At 64.4% G+C, this 21,725-nt stretch carries 24 protein-coding genes; 18 read left to right on the top strand and 6 right to left on the bottom strand.

Going from position 1 to position 21,725, the window contains the following annotated elements:
• Positions 1 to 15 precede the first annotated feature (15 nt).
• The 8 genes from gspG (at position 16) to METAC_RS24655 (ending at position 5,432) form a co-directional block, all read left to right on the top strand.
• Positions 16 to 495: a type II secretion system major pseudopilin GspG gene (gspG, locus tag METAC_RS0119875; protein WP_026608364.1), complete on the top strand. Its 480-nt coding sequence runs from the start codon at positions 16 to 18 to the stop codon at positions 493 to 495.
• On the top strand, positions 492 to 968 hold the full coding sequence (locus METAC_RS0119870) for a prepilin-type N-terminal cleavage/methylation domain-containing protein (protein WP_026608363.1): 477 nt from the start codon (positions 492 to 494) through the stop codon (positions 966 to 968). Before gspG ends, METAC_RS0119870 begins: the two co-directional genes overlap by 4 nt.
• Entirely contained in the window at positions 946 to 1,380 is a 435-nt protein-coding gene (locus METAC_RS0119865) for a type II secretion system protein (RefSeq protein WP_051335718.1), read from the top strand. Before METAC_RS0119870 ends, METAC_RS0119865 begins: the two co-directional genes overlap by 23 nt.
• The gene (locus METAC_RS0119860; protein ID WP_026608361.1) at positions 1,377 to 2,075 is read left to right on the top strand and encodes a PulJ/GspJ family protein; all 699 of its coding nucleotides are present in this window, start codon (positions 1,377 to 1,379) and stop codon (positions 2,073 to 2,075) included. Before METAC_RS0119865 ends, METAC_RS0119860 begins: the two co-directional genes overlap by 4 nt.
• Positions 2,072 to 3,010, top strand: coding sequence for a type II secretion system minor pseudopilin (locus METAC_RS0119855; RefSeq protein WP_084143811.1), 939 nt, complete (start codon positions 2,072 to 2,074; stop codon positions 3,008 to 3,010). Before METAC_RS0119860 ends, METAC_RS0119855 begins: the two co-directional genes overlap by 4 nt.
• A gap of 102 nt (positions 3,011 to 3,112) precedes the next feature.
• Positions 3,113 to 4,189 (top strand): PilN domain-containing protein, encoded by a 1,077-nt coding sequence (locus METAC_RS0119850; RefSeq protein ID WP_036255737.1) that lies wholly within the window; start codon positions 3,113 to 3,115, stop codon positions 4,187 to 4,189.
• Entirely contained in the window at positions 4,186 to 4,743 is a 558-nt protein-coding gene (gspM, locus tag METAC_RS24660) for a type II secretion system protein GspM (RefSeq protein ID WP_036255736.1), read from the top strand. The genes METAC_RS0119850 and gspM overlap by 4 nt, the downstream gene beginning before the upstream one ends.
• The gene (locus METAC_RS24655; RefSeq protein ID WP_051335717.1) at positions 4,740 to 5,432 is read left to right on the top strand and encodes a hypothetical protein; all 693 of its coding nucleotides are present in this window, start codon (positions 4,740 to 4,742) and stop codon (positions 5,430 to 5,432) included. Before gspM ends, METAC_RS24655 begins: the two co-directional genes overlap by 4 nt.
• Positions 5,433 to 5,585: 153 nt before the next feature.
• Here METAC_RS24655 and METAC_RS0119835 read toward each other — a convergent pair whose 3' ends face one another.
• The 3 genes from METAC_RS0119835 to METAC_RS0119825 are packed head-to-tail and all read right to left on the bottom strand — an operon-like array spanning position 5,586 to position 10,332.
• Positions 5,586 to 8,387, bottom strand: a complete 2,802-nt coding sequence (locus METAC_RS0119835; RefSeq protein WP_026608358.1) for a DUF4159 domain-containing protein — start codon at positions 8,385 to 8,387, stop codon at positions 5,586 to 5,588.
• Complete coding sequence (locus METAC_RS0119830; protein ID WP_026608357.1) at positions 8,387 to 9,328, bottom strand: DUF58 domain-containing protein; 942 nt, start codon at positions 9,326 to 9,328, stop codon at positions 8,387 to 8,389. Before METAC_RS0119830 ends, METAC_RS0119835 begins: the two co-directional genes overlap by 1 nt.
• A gap of 2 nt (positions 9,329 to 9,330) precedes the next feature.
• The gene (locus METAC_RS0119825; RefSeq protein ID WP_026608356.1) at positions 9,331 to 10,332 is read right to left on the bottom strand and encodes an AAA family ATPase; all 1,002 of its coding nucleotides are present in this window, start codon (positions 10,330 to 10,332) and stop codon (positions 9,331 to 9,333) included.
• A gap of 184 nt (positions 10,333 to 10,516) precedes the next feature.
• Here METAC_RS0119825 and METAC_RS24650 point away from each other — a divergent pair, with 184 nt between their 5' ends.
• Genes METAC_RS24650 through METAC_RS0119800 form a run of 4 tightly spaced genes read left to right on the top strand, consistent with a single transcriptional unit; the run spans position 10,517 to position 13,257 of the window.
• Positions 10,517 to 11,077, top strand: coding sequence for a DUF1285 domain-containing protein (locus METAC_RS24650; protein ID WP_051335716.1), 561 nt, complete (start codon positions 10,517 to 10,519; stop codon positions 11,075 to 11,077).
• The gene (locus tag METAC_RS24645) at positions 11,028 to 11,714 is read left to right on the top strand and encodes a CoA pyrophosphatase (RefSeq protein WP_051335715.1); all 687 of its coding nucleotides are present in this window, start codon (positions 11,028 to 11,030) and stop codon (positions 11,712 to 11,714) included. Before METAC_RS24650 ends, METAC_RS24645 begins: the two co-directional genes overlap by 50 nt.
• Complete coding sequence (locus METAC_RS0119805) at positions 11,714 to 11,974, top strand: DUF6111 family protein (RefSeq protein ID WP_026608354.1); 261 nt, start codon at positions 11,714 to 11,716, stop codon at positions 11,972 to 11,974. The genes METAC_RS24645 and METAC_RS0119805 overlap by 1 nt, the downstream gene beginning before the upstream one ends.
• Entirely contained in the window at positions 11,971 to 13,257 is a 1,287-nt protein-coding gene (locus METAC_RS0119800; protein WP_036255732.1) for a CCA tRNA nucleotidyltransferase, read from the top strand. The genes METAC_RS0119805 and METAC_RS0119800 overlap by 4 nt, the downstream gene beginning before the upstream one ends.
• A 64-nt stretch (positions 13,258 to 13,321) precedes the next feature.
• Here the strand turns inward: METAC_RS0119800 and METAC_RS0119795 are convergent, their stop codons facing one another.
• A complete protein-coding gene (locus METAC_RS0119795; protein ID WP_026608352.1) occupies positions 13,322 to 13,681 on the bottom strand; it encodes a monooxygenase system ferredoxin subunit in 360 nt (119 codons plus the stop codon).
• Between the two features lie 186 nt (positions 13,682 to 13,867).
• Here METAC_RS0119795 and METAC_RS0119790 point away from each other — a divergent pair, with 186 nt between their 5' ends.
• A complete protein-coding gene (locus METAC_RS0119790; RefSeq protein WP_051335714.1) occupies positions 13,868 to 14,164 on the top strand; it encodes a hypothetical protein in 297 nt (98 codons plus the stop codon).
• A 36-nt stretch (positions 14,165 to 14,200) separates the two neighbouring features.
• Here the strand turns inward: METAC_RS0119790 and METAC_RS0119785 are convergent, their stop codons facing one another.
• Complete coding sequence (locus tag METAC_RS0119785; RefSeq protein ID WP_026608350.1) at positions 14,201 to 14,977, bottom strand: SDR family oxidoreductase; 777 nt, start codon at positions 14,975 to 14,977, stop codon at positions 14,201 to 14,203.
• A gap of 338 nt (positions 14,978 to 15,315) precedes the next feature.
• Between METAC_RS0119785 and lysM the strand changes: the two genes are divergently transcribed.
• The 5 genes from lysM (at position 15,316) to METAC_RS0119760 (ending at position 21,319) form a co-directional block, all read left to right on the top strand.
• Entirely contained in the window at positions 15,316 to 15,765 is a 450-nt protein-coding gene (gene lysM / locus METAC_RS0119780; protein WP_026608349.1) for a peptidoglycan-binding protein LysM, read from the top strand.
• Positions 15,766 to 16,090: 325 nt separating this feature from the next.
• On the top strand, positions 16,091 to 16,378 hold the full coding sequence (groES, locus tag METAC_RS0119775; protein WP_026608348.1) for a co-chaperone GroES: 288 nt from the start codon (positions 16,091 to 16,093) through the stop codon (positions 16,376 to 16,378).
• 54 nt (positions 16,379 to 16,432) lie between these two features.
• Complete coding sequence (groL, locus tag METAC_RS0119770; RefSeq protein WP_026608347.1) at positions 16,433 to 18,076, top strand: chaperonin GroEL; 1,644 nt, start codon at positions 16,433 to 16,435, stop codon at positions 18,074 to 18,076.
• A gap of 285 nt (positions 18,077 to 18,361) precedes the next feature.
• Positions 18,362 to 18,751, top strand: a complete 390-nt coding sequence (locus tag METAC_RS0119765) for an integration host factor subunit alpha (RefSeq protein WP_051335713.1) — start codon at positions 18,362 to 18,364, stop codon at positions 18,749 to 18,751.
• A 450-nt stretch (positions 18,752 to 19,201) separates the two neighbouring features.
• Entirely contained in the window at positions 19,202 to 21,319 is a 2,118-nt protein-coding gene (locus METAC_RS0119760; protein WP_026608345.1) for an ABC transporter ATP-binding protein/permease, read from the top strand.
• A gap of 21 nt (positions 21,320 to 21,340) precedes the next feature.
• On the opposite strand, the gene METAC_RS0119755 is transcribed toward METAC_RS0119760, so the two are convergent.
• A complete protein-coding gene (locus METAC_RS0119755) occupies positions 21,341 to 21,658 on the bottom strand; it encodes a CU044_2847 family protein (RefSeq protein WP_026608344.1) in 318 nt (105 codons plus the stop codon).
• Between the last annotated feature and the right edge of the window lie 67 nt (positions 21,659 to 21,725).

Below are 21,725 nucleotides of genomic sequence, written 5' to 3'. Positions count from 1 at the left end.
GCGGAGCCAATCGTGATGAAAGAATTGAAGACGCCCAAGCCTTCCAGGATCAGAGCGCGCCGCCACAGGCGCGGCCTCGGCGAGGACGACGGCTTCACCCTGGTGGAAATTTTGGTCGTCATCACGATCATCGGCCTCATCATGGGTCTCGTCGGGCCGCGCGTTCTCAATTACCTCAGCCAGTCGAAGGTCAAGGCGGCGACCATTCAGATCCAGAGCTTCGCGAGCTCGCTGGATCTTTATTATCTCGACGCCGGACGCTATCCTTCGACCTCCGAGGGGCTGACGGCTCTCGTGCAGCGGCCCGCCGGCGCGACCGCATGGAACGGGCCCTATCTTAAGAACGGCAACGTCCCCAATGATCCATGGGGACATCCTTACGCCTACCGTTCGCCCGGCCAGCATGGCCCCTATGACATCGTCTCCAATGGACCCTCCGGCCAGGACGGCGGAAACGCCACCGCCCCGACGATCACGAGCTGGGAGAAGCGATGAGGCGGCGGAGCGCCGATCGACAAAGCGGCGAGAGCGGGTTCACTCTGCTCGATATGGTCTGCGTCCTCGCCATAGTGGCGATGCTCGCGGCCATCGTGGTCGCCGCCTTTCCGCGCCACACCTCGCGCGCGAGGCTCGAGGCCTATGCGGTCGAGGCGGCGACTCTGCTCAAGTCCGATCGGAACGCGGCGATCCGGCGCGGCCAGCAAGTCGGCGTGGAGCTCAGCGCCTCAGCGAAGACGATCCGCTCGGGCGCGAGCGGGCAAGTGCTGCAGCTGCCGGAGGACGTCGCTTTCGACGCCGTGCTTGCGGCGCAATGCGCGGGCCGCGACGCCGGGGCCATGATCTGGTTCTTCCCATCCGGCATGTCCTGCGGCGGAACGCTCTCGCTCTCGCGGCTCGGCGCGACTTTCGAGATTCGCGTCGCCTGGCTTACGGGAGGCGTTGAGATTGTTCCTGCCAAGACATTTTGAACCCTCGTCGGAAACCTCCGTCCGGCGGCGCGAGGCCTGTGCGGGCTTCACGCTGATCGAGGCGCTCGTCGCTCTCGCCATCGTCGCAATCTGCCTGAGCGCGATTGGATCGCTCATGGCGACGAATTTTCAGGCGCCCTCCCGGCTCCAGCATCGCCTCGAGCTCGCCGAGACCCTGCGCGCGATCGAAACCGGTCTTCCAGATCGCGCGACGCTAACGCCGGGAACCCTTTCCGGCGAAATGTACGGACACGAGTGGCTGGTCGAAATCCTGCCCTGGCCGGAACAGGCGGCCGATCCGGCGAATCCCATTCCCTGGATTCCGCAAGCCGTCGCCGTCACGGCGCAATCGCCGTCGGGGGCGACGCTGCGGATCGAAACCATTCGCTTGCGGCAAAGGCCGAGCCCGTGAGGCGCGCCCTTTCCATTGTCCGCCGCCTGCTGAGCGACGCGCAAGGCTTCACCATGATCGAGGCCCTGGTCGCGGTCGCCTTGACCGGACTAATTTTCGCCATTCTCGCCACAGTGACCGCGCAATGGCTGCCGAACTGGAAAGCCGGATTCCATCGAACCCAACGCGTGGAGTTGCTGGGCCTCGGGCTCGACCGGATCGTCGCCGATCTCGTCGCGGCCGAATTCGTGTCGGGCGAGGGAACGAGGCCCTTATTTGAGGGGGGGCCAAGCTCCGCGACCTTTGTTCGGACAGCGCTCGGCGTAAGCGGAACGCCTGGGCTCGAGATCGTGCGGCTCGCGGAAGACGAAGAAAGCCACAATCTCGTGCGGGCGAGAGCGCCCTTTAGGCCGATCAGGGCGGGAGAGGTCTCCGCCCTCGAATTCACCAACCCGATCGCCCTCGTTCGCGACGCCTATCGGCTGACGTTCTCTTTCGCGGGCCACGACCGCGACTGGCGGGAAACATGGCGGGACGCCACCCTTCTGCCGGAAGCCGTGCGGGTCACGGTCCGTGATCGCGCGTCGGACGAGATCATCGCGGTCTCAACGGCGACCCTCCTGCACGTCAACGCCCCGGCCGAATGCGTCCGCGCAAATTCCGCGCTGGGATGCATTCAGCAACTCACCAGGCCGAATGGTCCAAAAGCGCCATGAAGACCGCGGCGAAGACTAGCATTTCTCGCGACGTGATCGCCGCCCGACGGATCTCCCCGGGCGCGGCGCACGACGACGGCTTCATGATCGTGGCAGTCCTCTGGATCCTTGCGGCGCTCGCGGCCCTCGCCTCGGTCTACGCCCTATATGTCGCCAGCACCGCCGCCGGCGCGCGCGTCGGAAGCGACCGGATTCGGGCGGAAGCCCTGGTCACGGCGGGGATCGAGCTTACGGCCTATCGGCTCCTCGGCGCCCAGGAGAGTGCGCGGCCGACGTCCGGCGCTTTCTCCTTCCAGCTCGGAGAGGCCGATGTCGGCGTCGAATTTCAGTCGGAAGGGGCTCGAATCGATCTTAATTTGGCGCCCAAGGAATTACTGGCCGGCCTCTTCAAGACCCTCGGGGCGCAACCGGAGGCCGCACAAAATTACGCTGATCGCGTGATCGGTTGGCGCAACAAGGACGACGTCGCCGGCCAAAGCAAGGAATCCGAAGTCTATCGCGACGCCGGTTTGAGCTATGGGCCGCGCAAGGCGCCGTTCCAGAACGTCGACGAATTGCGCCTCGTCGCGAGCCTGCCGCCGGAGCTTGTCGAGAAGGCTCTCCCTTTCGTAACCGTCTTCAACGGCCGCGCGGAGATCGACGTGATCCTGGCCGCACCGGAGATCGTCGCCGCCTTGCCCAAGATTAACCCTGATATGGTCGCGGAAATTCTCGAGAAACGCCAAGCGCTCAAGCCGCAAGCAGTGTTGTCGCTTCTCGGCGCCGCACGCTCCAGCGTCGCAATCGACCCCCGCAAGGCGACCAGGACCAAGATTCGCGTCGCCTTCGAGAACGGACGCAGCATCAACGCCGAGGTCGTCATCCTCGTTCTCGAGCCCGGCGGGGAGCCTTATCGAATCTTATCGTGGCGCGACGATTTTGACGGACCGGTCTGACAAATGCCGCCGATAGGTAATGTAATGATCGACTGACCCGGAATTGATTTGGCGGTTCCAAAGCGATGTGGCGAACTCTGATATGATTTGGCGAATACAAACATGACTTGGCGCGCAAGGATCGCCGAAGCGTTCTGGCGTTGGATCGCTCATCTCGAAGCGGCGCTTCTCGCCCTTCGCGAGAACGTGCGTTCGACTCCGCAGCTGCGCCTGTTCGAGGGCCAAGACGGCGCATTCACGCTCGACCAGACGGACGGAAACGGAAACCCGGATTCCGACGGCGCGCCGCTCCGGATCATCGACGGGCGCGTCGATGCGCCGACTTCGGACGATCTAGCCGCGAAATTTCGCCGCGCCAAGGTCGAGCTCGTGCTTCAGCCGACGCGATTCATGTTTCGACCGCTCGAGCTGCCGGGCCGCGCCTCGGACTTTCTCGAAGGCATCATCCGCGCCCAGATCGACCGGCTGACGCCCTGGACCGCCGCCGAGGCGGCCTTTGGCTGGCGCAGGTTGGGCCAAGGCGAAAGCGATCGGATCGTCGTCACCATCGCGGCGACCGCGCGCAGCTTGATCGCGCCTTTCGTCAACGCCTTCTCCGAGCTCGGCGTCGATTCGATCATCGTTTGCGCGCCCATGCCAGGCGCCGAGCCGAGCCAGCCGCTCATCAAAGTGCTCGAACGAAAAGTCGAAGGCGCCCGTCAGGCGCAGCGGCTGCGGAGGGCTCTCGTCACGTCGCTCGCCGCAGGCGGAGGGCTCGCCGCCGTCGCCCTCCTCGCCGTTTTCGGCGTCGGCGGCGACCTCGAGGACCGGACCGACCAACTAAACCAACGCATTGCGGCGCGCCGGGCGGAACTGCGATCGGCGCATGACGCGACAGGCGAGGCCGCGGCCGCGCTGCAAAGACGCAAGCGGGAGACCGCGTCGAGCGTCATCGTCGTCGACGCCTTGTCGCAGATCTTGCCTGACCATACCTATCTGACCGAGCTTCGCGTCCTCAGCGACAAGATTCAGATCATCGGCCTGACGCAGGACGCGCCCTCGCTGATCCGGCTCCTCGAGCAATCGGCGCATTTTTCCAAGGCGGTCTTTTTCGCTCCGACGACGCGCTCGGCAAATGAAAGCGCCGAGCATTTCTCGATCGAGGCCAAAGTCCAACCCGTCTACACGGCAGGCCGATGAACAGGATTCGATCTCTGCTCCGGGGTCTGACGCGCGACCAAGCCTTCGCGCTCGCCGGCTTCGCCGCGGCCATGGCCGGATTTGCGCTCATCGTCTGGTCCTCGCTTTCGAGCCTGATCGATGATTACCAAGCCTATTCGACCGCTTCGGAGCTTCTCGACAATATCGAAAAGCGAGGCAGGCAGGCGGCCCAGCTCACGCCGCCGGGCGGCGGCGCGTCCGGCTCTCCGTTTTTGGAGGGCCGAACCGTGACGGTCGCCGGAGCGGCGCTTCAGCAGAGGGTCGGCGCGGCGGTCGCGCAAGCGGGCGGCAATGTCCGCTCCTCCCAGATCGACCTTCAAGGGACCCAGGCCGAGCAAGGCTATGTCACCGTCACCGTCAATTGTGAAATTTCTCAAACGGGCTTGCAGCCTTTGCTTTATGATCTCGAAGCGGGGATGCCGTTTCTCTTCATCGAACAGCTCGTGATCCAAACGCCGCAGTCGAGCAGCGATAAGGAAGGTCCGATGCGCGTTCGAATCGACGTCTCTGGCCAGTGGCAGGTGGAAAAATGATCCGTCCGGCTCTAGCGTGCCTTTTGTCGGCTCTCGGCGCTCTTGCTTCGGTCGACGCTGCGGCTCAGACGCCTCTGCGCGCCAATCTGATAGAAAGCGATCTCGGCGCAAGCCGCCCTCCTAGCAGAGAACAGCCAAGCGTCCCGCCGCAGCGCGCCGTCGTCCCGGCGCGGCCCGGCACGCCGGAGCGCGCCCTGAGCCCCAATCCTCTCTGGGACATTCCCGTCGACAGCTTGGCGGCCACAAGGGAGCGGCCGCTCTTCACCTCGTCCAGGCGCGCGCCCGACGCCTTCGTCCCCCCGCCTATGGTCGAAGCGCCGCCTCCGCCGCCGCCTGAACCGCCATCGACCATGCCGCCATCGCTGACGCTGCTCGGAACGGTCGTCGACGCGAGCCAGAGCATCGCAATTTTTTCCAACCAAACGTCGAACGCCGTCGTCAGACGCCATATCGGCGAAGCCGAAGACGGCTGGATTTTGCGGTCTGTCAACGGGAGATCCGCCAAGCTCGCAAAGAGCGACCAGGAATTCACCCTCGCCCTGCCTACCCGCAACTCGGACGCTGCGTCGGAAGGAATGCCGGGCGGACTCCCAGGAGCGCCGCGGCCGGGAATGCCGCCTGGCGCTGTGTCGCCCAATGGAGGCCTCCCGCCCAACATGCCCCCGCAGCTTCGTTTCCCGCGGCGGTAGGCCGCGCCTGCTTCAAAAACGCGAGTCTATTCTGGTCGATCCGACCGGTTCGATTCGATTGGAATATGCGCGAGAGTGGGTCGCGAAAAAGTGCGATCACATTCATCCTGTTGGATGTTTCGATCCAACAGGATGAATGGATCCGAGGGCGCCTCAATGCGCGAGCCGCTCCAGCAGATCGCGCACATGGACCTGATCGGATTTGTAATTGCCGGTCAGCGTATACATCACCAGGTTGATCCCGCCGCGAAGCGCGATTTCATGCTGTCGGCGACCGCCCGGCGTCAGCGCATAAAGGCTCTCTCCGTCCGAGTCGCTCGCCCAACCGGCGGCGAGATCGTTGGAGGTGATGATGACCGGGGATACGCCGTCGCCGGCGCGAGCCGGCCGCGGGCCGCCGTCTGTCGGGGCCGGCGGCAAGGCCTCGATCCAGGTCTCGCCATTGGCGTAGCGTCCGATAAATCCGTCGATCAGATAGAAAGTCTTGGTCACGACATGATCCGGCGGCACTGGCTCGAGCTCCGGCACGTCGACGCCGTCGAGCAATTGGCGCAGCCAAAGCGCTTCCGGCGTCGGCGCGCCGCCCGGATGCGCGGAGAGCGCATCGCGCGTGTCGAAGACAATTGTCCCGCCTTGCTTCATATAACCGCTGATCTTGGCGACCGCCGCGCGCGGCGGCTGCGCGGCCTTGGCCGAGATCGGCCAATAGAGGAGCGGGTAGAAGGCCAGCTCGTCGCGCGCGGGATCGACGCCGACGGGTTCTCCAGGGGTGAGCGACGTGCGGCGGGCGAGCGCGCGGGAAAGGCTTGCAAGACCCTGTCGGCTCGCCTCGTCGACCTTGGGATCGCCGCTCGCCACATAGGCGAGCCGCGTGTTCAGCGCCGATTCGAGATCGCGCTGCGTGAGCGCCGACGCAGCCGGGTCGGCGACGGCTCGGTCGGGCGCGGCCAAAAACCCGCAAGCCAGGATGGCGAAGGCGGCGATCGCCGCCGCAGCGCGCCGGGGCCGTGGGCGAAGGCCGCCGGAGAGCCAGAGCGACGCCGAGGCGTCGGCGGCGAACAAAAGAAAGGCGGCGGCGATTAGCCAGGGCCTGAGATCGATCGGCTCGGAGCGCTGCAGCGGCGCCAAATCGAGCCCAAGGCCCGAAAAATCCGCTGGCGCCAGCGCGTCGTCGGGACGCAGGACATTGACCGCGAGAAACGCGTCCACGGAGCCGTAAATCCCAGGCGGATGCTCCGCATCCGCTGGCCCCTCATATCCAGTTGAAACGGGCTTGGCGCTCGGCGGCGGCGCGCCGAGGACGCCGAACCCGTCGAGGATGCGGTTCGGCGCCAACATGCGGGCTTGGTCGGCCTCCGCATCGACGCCGCCCTTGGCCGCATCCTGATCCGGCTGACCGGACAAAGCCACAATCTTGCGCAGCATGTCGACGAACAGACCCGAGAGCGGCAGATTCGACCAAGCCGTATCGGCCGTCACATGGAACAGAATGGTCATGCCCTTTCCGATCTTCATGGCGGTCACGAGCGGCGTTCCATCGGAGAGCTGCGCCAGGGTCTTCGCCGGAAGGCCGGGGTCTGGCTCAGCCAGAACCTGCCGGCTGACCGTCACCTCCGCCGGAACGGCGAGCCCGAAGAAAGGGCTTCGGCCATCGAAGGGCGCCAACGTCTTCGGCGTGTCCCAAGACATGGCGCCACCGAGCACCCGCCCGCCGCGCCGGAGCCGGACCGGCGCGAGATCGTCGGCCCCTGCGGCGAGATGGGAGCCCGCAAAGCGCAAGAGGACTCCGCCCTCCTCGACGAAGCGAAGCAGATCCTCTCGGGCCGGCCCGGATACGGCGCCGATGTCGGCGAGAATCATGATCGCGACATGTTCGGCGAGCAAGGCCCGAATGGGCTCGGCCTCTCCCGGCTTCGCCTCGCGGACGTCGGCGAAAGGCCCCAGCGCTTTCCTGAGATAATAGTCGGGGGCGAGAAGAGGCTGCGAAAGATCGGCGGTTTCGCCGCTGACGAGGCCGATGCGGCGGCGGCGCCATCTTTCGTCGAGGAGCGAAACCGCCGCGGCGGAATGCTCGTCGACAATTTCGAGCCGGGCGATCTCGTTGCGCAATTCGACGGGCATGTCGAACCGGACCTTCGACTCCGTCGCTCCAGCGAAGTCGAAGGGCGCCGCGCCGATGGCTAGGCCCTTCAGATCGAGCGCCCGGACAATCCCTTGCTCGGGTCCACCGCGCGCCGCGCGAAGCACGCGCGCCTCGAGCCCTCCGGCGAGGTTTTGCGGCCCGGCCAAGGCGCGAACCGGATCGGCGCCCGCCAAAATCTCGACATGGCCCGGCAGCGCGGCGAGCTTTGCGGCGAAATCGCGCGCATGACCCTGCTCAATTCCGTCGGCGATCCAGACGATCGAGCCATCGGGGTGGCGGCCGCTGAATTTCTCGATCGCCCCGAGTAGAGGAAGCCGATCAGGAACGTAAGGCGCCGGCGCGAGCGCGCGGAGCCGTTCCAACGCCTTAGCGGCGTCGCCGGTCGCGATCTCACGAGGCCCGTCCGAGGCGGCGGCGACGGCGATCGGCTGCGCGCCCCGCCCGGCCGCCTCGACTCGCGCGGCGGCGGCCGCGATGCGGCGATCCCAACTCGGCGCCGCCGGCCAGCCATCGTCGATCACGACGAGCAAAGGCCCCCCTCCTACAGAGAGGATCGGCAGGGGACTCCAAATCGGCCCGGCCATGGCCAAAATGATGCAGGCGGCGACGGCGAGGCGCAAAAGCAGAAGCGGCCATGGCGTCCGCGACGGCGTTTCCTCGGCGGGATGCAGGTCCAGAAACAGCCGCAGCGGCGGAAACGGCTCTCGACGCGGCGTCGGCGGCGTGACGCGCAGCAGGATGTAGAGCGCCGGCAAGAGAGCGAGAGCGCCGAGCGCCAAAGGCGCTGAGAAAGCGAGAGGAAGACCAAGCATCAGGAGGGCGAACCTCGCAGCGCAGGATCGCGACAAGCTTCGAGATGCATGCGCAAGGCCAGAAGAGCCTCGGAAGCCGGCCGGTCCGTCCGATGCAGCATCAAGCTCCATCCGCGCGCGCGCGCCGCCGCCCGAACGGCGTCGCGATGGGCGGCCAAGCGGCGGACATAGGCGTCACGAAACGCCTCCGCCCGGCCGACGCGCAGCCGCGCGGTGGAATCGACGTCGAGGAACTCCGTATGCCCGGAAAAAGGAAAAGTCTCCTCGACCGGATCGGCGATCATAACGAGATGGCCCTGTGCGCCGCCGCCGCTCAAGGTCTCGATCGCGGCGGCGACGTCGCGGGGCTCGCTCAGAAAATCGCCGATCAGGATAGCCTGGGCGTTGCGGGGCAAGCGCGCCGCCGGCGGAAGCTCCGCCGGCCGGAAATCGCCCGCGCACTCCTCCCGCAGCAAAACTTCGGCGAAGCGCTCGACGACGTCGCGGGCGGCTATGGGGCGCGTCAGTCCGAGCAAGCCGACGCGTTCGCCGCCGCGAGTCAGAAGATCGGCCGCCGCGAGCCCGAGGACCAACGCGCGGTCGATCTTCGGCTGCAAGGCGAGCTGCGAGGAGAATCTCATCGAGGCCGAGCGGTCGATCCAGACCATGACCGTGTGGGCCGCCTCCCATTCCCGCTCGCGAACATAGAGCCGGTCGTCCATGGCGGAGCGGCGCCAATCGATCCTGTTCGCGGCTTCGCCGGAAACGAACGGTCGAAATTGCCAGAAGGTTTCGCCTGAGCCCGCGCGTCGCCGCCCGTGCACGCCATGCATGACGCTCGCGGCGACCTCCTTTGCGGCGACGAGCAAGCCCGGAAAGCGCCGTGCGAGCAGAAGCGCCTCGTTCAGCTGGCGCGCCCCGATCCGGCCTTCCTCTTTTGCGAGCACGCGCGCCTGCGCCATGATCAGCCGAGCCGGCTCGTCAATTTGGCGACGAGGCTCGCGACGGTCTCCCCCTCGGCGCGAGCGGCGAAGGTCAAAGCCATGCGGTGCTTCAGAACGGGCGTGGCGAGCGCCGCGACATCCTCGAGCGAAGGCGACAGCCGCCCGGCAAGCAGCGCGCGGGCGCGGGTGGCGAGCATCAAGGCCTGCGCGGCGCGCGGTCCAGGCCCCCAGGCGACATGCTTCGCGATCGCAGGATCGCCGTCGTCCGGACGAGCCGCGCGGACGATGTCGAGGATGGCCTCGATGACGCTCTCGCCCACTGGCAGGCGACGCACGAGGCGCTGGGTCGCGATCAGATCTTCGGCGGTCATGGCGCGCTTCGCCTGGGCCTGCGCGTCGCCGGTCGTCTCGATCAGGATGCGCCGTTCAGAGGCGCGGTCCGGATAGGCGACGTCGATCTGCATGAGGAAACGGTCGAGCTGGGCTTCGGGCAGAGGATAGGTTCCCTCCTGCTCGAGCGGGTTTTGCGTCGCCAGCACATGAAAAGGCTGCGGCAGATCGTGGCGCTCGCCGGCGACAGAGACATGATATTCCTGCATCGCCTGCAGAAGCGCCGATTGCGTGCGCGGGCTCGCGCGGTTGATCTCATCGGCCATCAGCAATTGGGCGAAGATCGGGCCTCGGATAAAGCGGAAGCTCCGCCGCCGATCGGCCGCCTCCTCCAAGACTTCCGAGCCGAGAATATCGGCCGGCATGAGATCAGGCGTGAATTGGACGCGCCGCGCGTCCAGGCCGAGCGCAATGCCTAAGGTTTCGACGAGCTTCGTCTTGGCGAGGCCCGGCGCGCCGACGAGCAGGCCATGGCCGCCGGACAAGAGCGTGACGAGGCTCTGCTCGACGACTTCCGCCTGGCCGAAGATGACGGTCTCGATCGAGGCGCGCGCTGCGGCGATTCGCTCCAGCGCGGTCTCGGCGGTTCGGGCGACGGCGTCTTCAAACGAAGCTGTGACTGCTTCCGGCATGTGGTCTCGCCTTTCCATGCGGCCGCCGCGAAGAAAGCCGAATGCTTTCCTTTCGCTTATAGCCCATTAGATTGCGCGTCAAAATCGCGTTGTCCATTCGGATCTCGCAGGATCGCGTCGGATTGAGGGCTTTCGCCGGCGGCGCGCCGCGCGCGGACGGCGACAAGCGGAGGCAGGGCTTTTCATGGGCGACGACCGCGCGACGAATGAGCCGCCTTTCTGCGGCGAGATCGACATGCGAATCGCGCGTGACGGCTCATGGTTCCACCAAGGCGGCCGGATCAACCGGCCCGAGCTCGTCCGCCTATTCTCGACCATCCTTCGCAAGGAGGCCGACGGTTACGTTCTCGCGACCCCGGTGGAGCGCGTCAGGATCGTCGTCGAGGACGCGCCTTTCATCGCCGTGGAGATGACTGTGACGACGGAAGATTCCGGGCAAGTCCTGCGGTTTCGCACCAATGTCGATGATTGGGTCACCGCCGACGCCGCCCATCCGATTCGTTTCGAGACCGGCGAAGCAGGGGGCGTGAAGCCTTATATCCAGGTTCGCCCCGATCTGTGGGCGCTCGCGACGCGGGCTCTGTCGCTCGATCTCATTGCGCTTGGCGAGTTCCGGCGGCATGAGGGCGCGCTTTGCTTCGGCGTGGCCTCGGCGGGAGCCTTCTTCCCCATGGAAGGCAAGGAGCAACCGAAAGATGAGGGCGAAAACCACGAGGGACCCAACTTTGGCCGCCAATCCGCCTGAAGCGCGCTTTGCGCCGGAGCTCGTCTTCGACCGCATCAGATCGCGGCTTTCGCTGGAGCCTGAATGCGCGAGCCGCGAGAGCCTCATCGCTCTCGGCGAAGCCGCGCCCAATGAGCCGGGCGGAGACCCGCTGCATTTTTCGGGCGCCCGGCCGGCGGCGGTCCTCGTCGGATTGGTCGATCATCCAGGCCAGGTGAGCGTCATTCTGACCCTCAGGGCAGCCGCCTTGCGCGCGCATTCCGGCCAGATCGCTTTTCCCGGTGGAAAGATCGACGCGCAGGACGAAAGCCCGATCGCCGCGGCGCTGCGCGAGGCCCATGAGGAGATCGGCCTCGACCGCGGACGGGTCGAGCCGCTCGGCTATCTCGATCCGCTTTGGACCGGCACCGGCTTTCGCATCCTTCCGGTGGTCGCCAAGGTGACGCCGCCGCTCGCGCTCGAGATCAATTTTCACGAGGTCGCGGAGGCCTTCGAGGTGCCCTTCGCCTTTTTGATGGACGCCGCCAATCATTTCCGCGGGTCGCGCGAGTTCGCGGGAAAGATACGCCATTTTTATGCAATGCCTTATGGCGAGCGCTATATTTGGGGCGCGACAGCGGGGATTCTCCGCAATCTCTATGAAAGGCTTTATGGCTGATGTGGCGGATCATGCTGGAGCCGGCGCTTTTGTTCGTCTCCCCCTTCGTCGCCTATGTGATCTATCTCGCGCTGCGCCGAAACTATCCGTTCGCCGTCGACCATTGGACTCAGAGCGCCGTCGCGTCGCTGTTCCTTGCGGGGCTCGCGATCGCCGCAGCCGGCATGATCGCCTTCGGCGTTTTCGCGGTACGGCACGAAGGCGCCTATGTCCCCGCCCATATCGAAAATGGCAGGCTGGTTCCGGGCCGCCTGCAATGAGCCGGCGCGACGACGACTGCGCCGGGATCCCCGCGCCGGAAGCCGCGACCGTTCTGCTGCGCGACCCCGCGCTGATTCAGATCCTCGACGCGATCGATCGGGACGGCGATGAAACGAGGATCGTCGGAGGCGCCCTGCGCAATGCGCTTTTTGCGCGCAACGTTCATGAAATCGATCTCGCGACCACAGCCGACCCCGAGACGGTGACGGCGCGCGCGAAGGCGGCGGGCCTGCGCTGCATCCCCACCGGAATCGATCATGGCACCGTGACCCTTCTCGTCGACGGCCAGAGTTTCGAGGTCACCAGTCTGCGCGAGGACGTCGAGACAGACGGACGCCGCGCCAAGGTGCGTTTCGGCCGCGATTTCGAGATCGACGCCTTACGGCGTGATTTCACGATGAACGCGCTCTCCATGGGGCGAGACGGACGGCTCCATGATTACGTCGGCGGGCTCGACGACATAGCAGCGCGAAAGATTCGCTTCATCGGCGAGCCGACGCGCCGCATCCGCGAGGATTATTTGCGCATCCTGCGGTTCTTCCGATTCTCCGCGGAATTCGGCGAAGGGCCGCTCGACCCCGCAGGGCTCGCAGCCGCCATGCGCGAGCGCGATGGTCTGGCCTCGCTGTCGCGCGAAAGAGTTCGGACCGAGACCCTCAAGCTTCTCTGCGCGCGCCGGGCCGCTGAGGTCTGCTCCGAGATTTGCGCCGCGGGCCTTCTCGGGCCGCTCCTGGCTTCTGCGCCCAATCCAGCCCGGCTGCGGCGCGCCGCGGCCATCGTCCCGAGCCCGCCAGACCCGCTTTTGCGCCTCGCGGCCGTTTGTCTTTACGTCACCGAAGACGCTTTGCGGCTGCGCGAGCGCCTACGCCTATCCAATGCGGAATTCGGCCGTCTCGAAGCCGCCGCCATCGCCGGCGTCGCGTTGCACGGCGCGGAGGCGCCGCCCGAGCCTAGCGATCTCCGCCGCCTGCTCTATCGCCACGGCCGTCGCGCCGCGCTCGACGCCTGCACGCTGGCGGAGGCCGAGGCGCGCGCCCCCGACGCCGCGGCATGGGAGGCCGCGCGCGGCTTTCTGCATGACGTCCCGGCGCCGCACCTGCCGTTTTCGGGCGCGGATCTCATGGCGCGGGGCCTCGCCGCCGGAAAAGTCATTGGCGAAATGTTGAAAAGCCTAGAGGATCAGTGGGTCGCTGCAGGCTTCCCGGAAGATCCGGGAAGCCTGGCGCGGCTGCTCGACGATGCTATCGCTTCGGCCAAGCGACAGCCTCGCATCACACCGTGAGGGCGACACGGCATAGGCGGCGTGTTCTGATCGAAAAAGCCGAACAACCTCTTTGGATCATGCCTTAGCGCATGATGCCCGGCTGTTTCGGCGGTCCCTCGAGGTAATTCGGCTCGATGCCGGCGACGTCGATGAAGACGACTCCCTCCTCGACCTTAAGCGGATATTCGGCGAGGCTGCAGGGCTTGCCCTTGATGCATTTGCCGGTCGTGCCGTCGAACTGCCAGTCATGATGGTGGCATTCGAGATTCTTGCCGTCGAACCGCGCGTCGGCGAGCGGCTCCTTCGCATGCGGACACATGCCCTGGAAAGCGCGGGGTTGCCCGCCTTCCGGCCAGACCACGAGGCAGAGTGTCCGATTTACGACCGCGACATCATATTTGCCTTCGATCAGCTCGGATAAATCACAAGCCTTCTCGTACATTGAAACCACTCCTTAATTTGGATCGGCCTTCGCGATGATCTTCGCCCTTCCTGGCTCTGCGCGGCAGCGCAGCAAGCGGCGTGCCATAGCTATCCGCATTTTGAGAAGTCGACGGGACGCGGCGGAGCGCGCAGATGAGAAAAATGCGCGCGCATGAAGGTTTTAACTGCGCTCGCCCGCGCTATCATGCGGGACGAAAGCCCTGGGGAGCGCGCCGTGAACGCGGAACATCGAACGCCACAAGAGGTCGCGCGGCGGCTCGGCAAGCGCGCGCGCGAGCAGTCGGCCGACGACCCTCGGGCGGGCGGCGGCGCGTGGCGGCGCGAAAATTTCGTCCTTCCCCGCGCCGAGGCGCGCGAAAAAGCGCGCGAATGGTTCGATAAATATCCGAAGGCCGCCTATCTGACCGAAGTCGAATTCTGGCGCGAGCTTCCCGACGGCCGAATCGAATTCACGATGCGGCGGCTGCCGAGCGCCGATTAGGCCGCATTGTGAAAAATTGAGCTGAAATCAATTCGGTCAGAGCACGACGTCGGGCGTCTGCCATGCGAGATGCTGGCCGGCGTCGACCGCGATCATCTGGCCGGTCACGTTGCGAGCCTGCGCGAGATAGAGGACGGCGTCGGCGACGTCGTCGAGCGGAATCGCCCGATGCAATGGCAGGCCCTCGACCTCCCGCAAGAACCCGCCTTCGCCCTGCTCGTCATTAGGCAGAACCGGCCCTGGTCCGACCGCGTTGACGCGGATTCGCCGCGCGGCGAAGGCTTGCGCCATCGTGCGGGTGGCCGTCCAAAGCGCCGTTTTGCTCAACGTATAAGAAAAGAATTGCGGCGTCGGGCGCCAGACCCTTTGATCGATGACATTGACGATGGCGCCCTCGGCCTCGGCAGGGAGCCGCCGGGCAAAGTCGCGCGCGAGGACTGCCGGCGCGCGGAGATTAATCGCGAAATGCCTCTCCCAGCGCTCGAGATCGAAATCGGCGGCGGCGTCGTCCTCGAAAATCGCGGCATTGTTGACGAGAAGAGAGAGCGGCCCAAAAACGGTCGAAGCCTCGTCGATCATGCGCTCCAGGGCGCAAACGTCGCCGAGGTCGCGTGCGAGGACGCTCACACGGCCACCGTCGGCGATCATCCGCGCCGCGGCCGCTTCCGCCTCGGCGCGCGACGACGGCCGGCAATGAAGGACGACGGCGTAACGCGCCGACGCGAGGCGCTCGCAAATGCGCAGGCCGATGCGCCTAGCTGCGCCCGTCACCAGTGCGATGGGGGAAACCTCCGGGCCGGTTCCGGCGTTCATTCAACTCTATCCGATTCCCGAGATCGATTGCGGAGAGATTTAAGACAAGTTCAAGCTGAGACCAAGGCGTCCGTTCTAGTTTGGGGGCGAGTCGCCGGAATGAGCTCGACGCATCGGAAGCCTTCAAGAGTCCGCATGACGCGGTGGTTAGGCTGGCTCCGCCCAATCAAACCGACAAAGAACGGGATATAGATCGTCCATTTTTCTTATGACGTTACAAAATTCGCTTGTTAAATTCATTCCCAGCCGGCCGGATCGGCCAGGCTCTAGACAGCGAGGTCAGAACTCTATTCCAAGCACGCGATTTTTCGATGGATTCGACATAGGAGGGTGCAGAAATGGGTTTATTGAGCTTTGCCAAATCGGTCGGCGCGAAGATCATCGGCGCGTCCGAAACGGCCCCTGCTTCCGCTGAGCAGTTGAAAAAAGAAGCCGAGAAACACGGGCTCGACGTCTCCAAGGCCGACATCAAGGTCGAGGGCGACAAGGTGATCTTGTCCGGAAGCGCCGCCTCCACCGAGGAGGCCGAGAAAATAGCGCTCGCCATCGGCAATTCGGTCGGCGTCGCGAAGGTGCAAAACGATCTGCAGCCGGCCAAGGCCGCCGCGGAATCCAAATTCTACACGGTCAAATCGGGCGACACGCTTTGGAAGATCGCCGAGACCGAATATGGCCATGGCAAGGGCGGCCAATATAATGTGATCTTCGAAGCCAATAAGCCGCTGCTGTCCGATCCGGACAAGATCTATCCGGGCCAGGTGCTTAGAATTCCTCCTCTGGCCGCCTGAGTCGGCTCGTCGTCGGGCGCGCGCGGGAGACCGCCGCTCGCCCGACGCGATTTTAGACGTCGAATGGCCAGTCTTGGTCGTTTGGCCGAACCGCTTAAACCGGAATTAGCGCCGCATCGCGCCGCTTGCCCTTAGGATTACGGAATCCCCTGACGCCAGGCGCCGCCTTGACAGTTGCCAAGGGGGCGCCTATCTACGCGTTGCCATTGGCACTCAACGATTGTGAGTGCTAACAAGGTGCGATGTCAATTTAGCCGTGGGATCGAAGGCGGCGCGCCCGGCGCCGTCTCGCATGTCCTAGCGGGCCAAAGGGGAACTAGGAGACATGAGCTTTCGTCCTTTGCACGACCGCGTCGTGGTGAAACGCCTCGAAGGCGAGGAAAAGACCAAGGGTGGGATCATCATTCCCGACACCGCCAAGGAGAAGCCGCAGGAGGGCGAGATCGTCGCGGTCGGGCCTGGCGCGCGTGACGAAACCGGCAAACTGGTTCCGCTCGACGTGAAGGCCGGCGACAAGGTGCTGTTCGGCAAATGGTCCGGCACCGAAGTCAAGATCGACGGCCAGGATCTCCTCATCATGAAGGAAAGCGACATTCTGGGCGTCGTCGCCTGAGTTCGCGGAATCCTTTCATCCGATATTTGAAGACCTCGGTTTAGGAGTTTTAACATGGCTGCCAAAGACGTCCGTTTCTCGTCTGACGCCCGCGATCGTTTGCTGCGCGGCGTCGACGTCCTCGCCAATGCGGTCAAGGTGACCCTCGGCCCGAAAGGCCGCAATGTCGTCATCGAAAAATCTTTCGGCGCGCCGCGCATCACCAAGGACGGCGTGACCGTCGCCAAGGAAATCGAGCTTGCCGACAAGTTCGAGAATCTCGGCGCCCAGCTCGTGCGTGAAGTCGCCTCCAAGCAAAATGACGTCGCCGGCGACGGCACGACGACCGCGACCATTCTCGCCGCCTCGATTGTCCGCGAAGGCACCAAGGCGGTCGCCGCCGGCCTCAACCCGATGGATCTGAAGCGCGGCGTCGATCTCGCCGTCGAGGCTATCGTCGCCGATCTCAAGAAGAACTCGAAAAAGGTCACCTCGAACGAGGAGATCGCTCAGGTCGGCACAATTTCGGCCAATGGCGACAAGTCGGTCGGCGAAATCATCTCGACCGCGATGCAGAAGGTCGGCAACGAGGGCGTGATCACCGTCGAGGAGGCCAAGAGCCTCGAGACGGAGCTCGACGTGGTCGAAGGCATGCAGTTCGATCGCGGCTATCTCTCGCCCTATTTCGTCACCAACGCCGAGAAGCTCGTCGCCGAGCTCGAGGACCCCTACATTCTCATCCACGAGAAGAAGCTCTCCTCGCTGCAGGCGCTCCTTCCGGTGCTCGAGGCGGTGGTCCAAACCGGCAAGCCGCTCGTCATCGTAGCTGAGGACGTCGAGGGCGAGGCGCTCGCCACGCTCGTCGTCAACAAGCTGCGCGGCGGCCTGAAGGTCGCGGCGGTCAAGGCGCCCGGCTTCGGCGATCGCCGCAAGGCCATGCTCGAGGACATCGCGGTCCTCAGCGCCGGCCAGCTGATCTCGGAAGAGCTCGGCATCAAGCTCGAGAACGTGACCCTGCCCCTGCTCGGCCGCGCCAAGCGCGTGCGGATCGACAAGGAATCGACCACGATCATCGACGGCGCCGGCGAGAAGAAGGACATCGAGGCGCGCATCGCCCAGATCAAGGCCCAGATCGCCGAGACGACGTCCGACTATGACCGCGAGAAGCTGCAAGAGCGCCTGGCCAAGCTCGCTGGCGGCGTGGCGGTGATCCGCGTCGGCGGCGCGACCGAGGTCGAGGTGAAGGAGAAGAAGGACCGTGTCGATGACGCGCTGAACGCCACCCGCGCCGCGGTCGAGGAAGGCGTGCTGCCGGGCGGCGGCGTGGCTTTGCTGCGCGCGATCAAGGCGCTGGACAATCTTGTGACCAGCAACTCGGATCAGAAGACCGGCATCGACATCGTCCGCAAGGCGATCCAGACCCCGGCGCGTCAGATCGTCGACAATTCGGGCGGCGACGGCGCCGTCGTCGTCGGCAAGCTGATCGAGAACCCCGAATATGGGTTCGGCTATAACGCCCAGACCGGCGAATATGGCGATCTCGTCAAACTCGGCATCATCGATCCCACCAAGGTCGTCCGCACCGCGCTGCAGGATGCGGCTTCCGTCGCCGGCCTTCTCATCACCACCGAAGCCATCATCACCGAGCAGCCGAAGAAGGATGCGCCGGCGATGCCGGGCGGCGGCGGAATGGGCGGCATGGGCGGCATGGACTTCTAAGACAAGATCGGCGAGGTTGGGGCCGACTTCGTCGGCGCCAATTCCGGGTCGATAGATTGTCAACGCCTCGGGCTAATCGCACCGCCAACGACACCAAGGTCCCGGCTTCGCCGGGACCTTTTTTATGGCAAAAAATTCTCGGCGAAATTTTGCTAAGAGAACAATGTAAATAGCGGCCGATCTATTTCCATTATCTAATTGAAGCTCAAGCCCGCTGCTTTCCAATAGCTCGCGAAATGCTCTAAGATCGCTCCAGTCTGCGGCTGAGGGGGGAGAGCCAAGGAAGTGCGTCGAGCGTTGGAGCCGGGATCGGACACGGCCAAGCCACGGAAAACCGCGACAAGAGCCGATCTGCTCGACGCGGTTCATAACTCGTGCCCGACGCTCTCCCGCGCCGAGTCGAGGGATATTTTCGAAATGGCGCTCCAGGAGATCGCCGACGCTTTGGTCCGCGGCGAAAACGTCAAGCTCCGCTCTTTCGGCCTATTCAGCGTAAGGGCCAAGCGCGCCCGCGTCGGCCGCAATCCGCGCACCGGAGTCGAGGCCCCAATCAAGCCGCGCCGCGTCCTCACATTCAAGCCCTCGCCCGTGCTCTGCGCCGCAATCAACGGCTTATCGATCGAGGAAGAGCCCGAGACTGAAACGGGCGATCAGAAAATCATCGGGCCACGTTGACAAGCTCGAAGGCGCGGCCTCAATGCCGCCTCGCTTGGTCAGGATGGTTCCGAAGCGATCCAGGTCCAATCCTGGCGAACGAGGCGCGTATCGATTGGACGGACTCGTCCGATCGATACGAACGCGCTGCAGCTCGACAAGTTTGGGCGTGTTTTGGTGAGTTATCGGATATATCCGACATCCAAATGACGAAAAAGTCGGTCGACTTTTTCGGAACATGCTCTAAAGCCGATTTCAATCGGAAATGATCCGGCTGAAAAGGAAATTGCTCAGAGTCAAAGACTTGGAGCTCGTTTTGAACTTGCGCAGGGAGCCACCAGCCTTGCCCGCGAGACGGCCTCCGGAGCCGAAACGTCATCGATCGACGCCCGACTGCGCGCGCGGGCGCAGCCCTTTCCACGCGCCCCATCCCGACAAAAGCTCCCCAGCAAGCGGACGCCAAGGCTAACCATGAAGATTCTCGCCGCCATCCTCGCTCTCTTTTCCATTGCGACCGCCGTCATCGGGCAAAGGCACGGCGACAGTACAGTTCTTCTCCTCGCCGCGACCGCCCTGCTTTGCGCCGTCACGACCTACCGCTCGACCGCCATTTCGAGCTTTTTGCGCATCTTCTCGACCATTTTCGCCGTCGAGACCGTCTTGTTCGGCGTGATCTTTCTCATCGCCCAAGTCGGCCTCTGGCCGGCGTCGCTCGAAGATTACGCGCTTCCCGAGAGCCTGCCGCTCACCGTCGCGCTTTTTTCGATGCTCGTTTACGCGCTGTCCTTCATTCCAGTCGTGCGCGCCATGACCCGCATCGCCGACCGCTATTTCGAGGCGGACGACTCGACTCGCGCCAGGGTCTGGCCGTTTCCCTCCTACGGCGCCTTGGAGCGCCGCGTCGCGATCGCCATGGTCGTGTTTCTCGTGATTTTGAATCAGGCACAAGTCGGGATCGAGGTCCGCCTGTCCTTCTTCAACAGGGACTTTTTCAACGCGATCCAGAACAAGGACCAGGCGACCTTCTGGGCGCAGCTTCTCACCGTGTTCATGCCCTGGGTGTTCATTTACATCGCGTCGCGAATTGTCGAATTCATCGTGCAATCAACGCTGATCATCCGGTGGCGGCGCTGGCTCACCGAAAACTATGTCGGCCGTTGGCTCGATCGGCACACGCATTATCGCATGTCGCTTTCGGGAAGCCTCGCCGACAACCCCGACCAACGCATCTCGGAAGACATCAACCGCTTCATCGACGGCGGTCAAACCGGCTATGGCATTTATTCCTTTTCAATTCTCCTGATCTCGACCCTAAGCTCGCTCGTCTCATTCTCGATCGTTCTGTGGGAGCTTTCCGCCAATTTCACTCTGCCCGGCACCTCGATCATCGTGCCAGGATTTCTGTTCTGGACCGCTTTAATCTACGCAGGCATTGGAACGGTCATCACTCATTTCATCGGGCGGCCGCTGGCGCGGCTCGCCTTCGCCCAGCAGCGCTATGAGGCGGATTTCCGCTTCTCCCTCGCCCGCCTGCGGGAATATGGCGAACAGATCGCGCTTCTCTCCGGCGAGAGCGCCGAGAAAGCGTCGCTGTCATCGCGTTTCTCGGCGATCATCACCAATTATTTCCGGATCGTCGCCTGCCGGAAGAACCTCATCGGCTTCACCGCCTCCTATGGCCAGTTGAGCCCCATCATCCCCTATCTCGTCACCGCGCCCTTCTATTTCGCCGGCAAGATCCAGCTCGGCGTCATGTCGCAGACGGGACGCGCCTTCGCTACGGTCGACAGCGCTCTGACCTTCTTCATCACCTATTATGTCGCGTTGGCGGAATATAAAGCCGTCCTCGACCGTCTGATCTCCTTCGACGCCTCGATCGAGGGCGTCTTGGCCGCCGGCGGCCTCGCGCAATCGTCCGCCGCCGCCGCGCCGAAAGAGCCGACGGACGTCGAGATCCGCGACCTCGTCTTGCGGCTTCCCGACGGACGCGAGATCGTCAAAGCGGCAAGCGTAAAGCTTGCGGCTCGTGAACCCGCGCTTTTCATCGGTCCATCCGGCTCGGGCAAATCCACTCTGTTCCGGGCGATCTCGGGCGTCTGGCCCTTCGGCGACGGTTCGGTCGACTTTCCGGTCGGCGCGCGAATCATGCTCCTGCCGCAAAAGCCCTATCTTCCGATCGGAACCCTGCGCGCGGCGATCGCCTATCCGGCTCCCCCTGACTCCTATGACGAAGCCGCGATCCGCGAAGCGCTCGTAGCGGCGTCGCTTCCCGATCTCGCCGGGCAAATCCATGTCGAGGATATTTGGTCGCTGCGCCTCTCAGGCGGGGAGCAGCAGCGCGTCGCAATCGCCCGCGCGCTTCTCACGAAGCCCGATTGGCTCTTCCTGGACGAGGCCACGGCGGCGCTCGATGACGATATGGAGGCCAAGATCTACGAAACCCTGGTCAAAAGACTGCCGACGACGACCATCGTGTCGATCGGGCATCGCGCGAGCCTCTATCGCTTCCACCGGCGCCGCTTCCAAATGCAGCCAGCAGAAAAAGGCGTATTCACGCCGGTCGAGCTGGCGCTCGCCGCAGCCGAATAGGCTAAGGTCTCGGCCCCTGGGCTAGGCCTTGGACCAGGTCAACTTGACTTTGAACTCCGCCTTGGAATCGCCCGGCGCGATCCATAGGTTGCAATCGCTTCCAAGCGAGGCGCCGAATTCGATCTCGACCTTCTCCGGGCGCCCCTCCATACCCGCGACGGAAGCGTCGAGCGTCTTGACAAGCTCAGCGAGCGCGCCGAGAGCCGATTGGAAGCTGTCGCGCGTGCCCTTTGCAATTTCGTCGGTGACCCAGACCTCAGACAGCTCGCCGTCCGGTCCGCGGCCGCCGAAAAACAATCTCTTGTCATCCGAGAGTTCGACGACGAGCAGCGCTGTCATTTTGGGCTCCTGAGGCAAGGCGCGTTGTTATTCGGCCCGCAGGCCGTTTTTCACGTGCGCAGATCGG

It is taken from the genome of Methylocapsa acidiphila B2, from assembly GCF_000427445.1.
GTDB lineage: Bacteria > Pseudomonadota > Alphaproteobacteria > Rhizobiales > Beijerinckiaceae > Methylocapsa > Methylocapsa acidiphila.
This window is presented reverse-complemented; position numbering and strand designations above follow the sequence as displayed.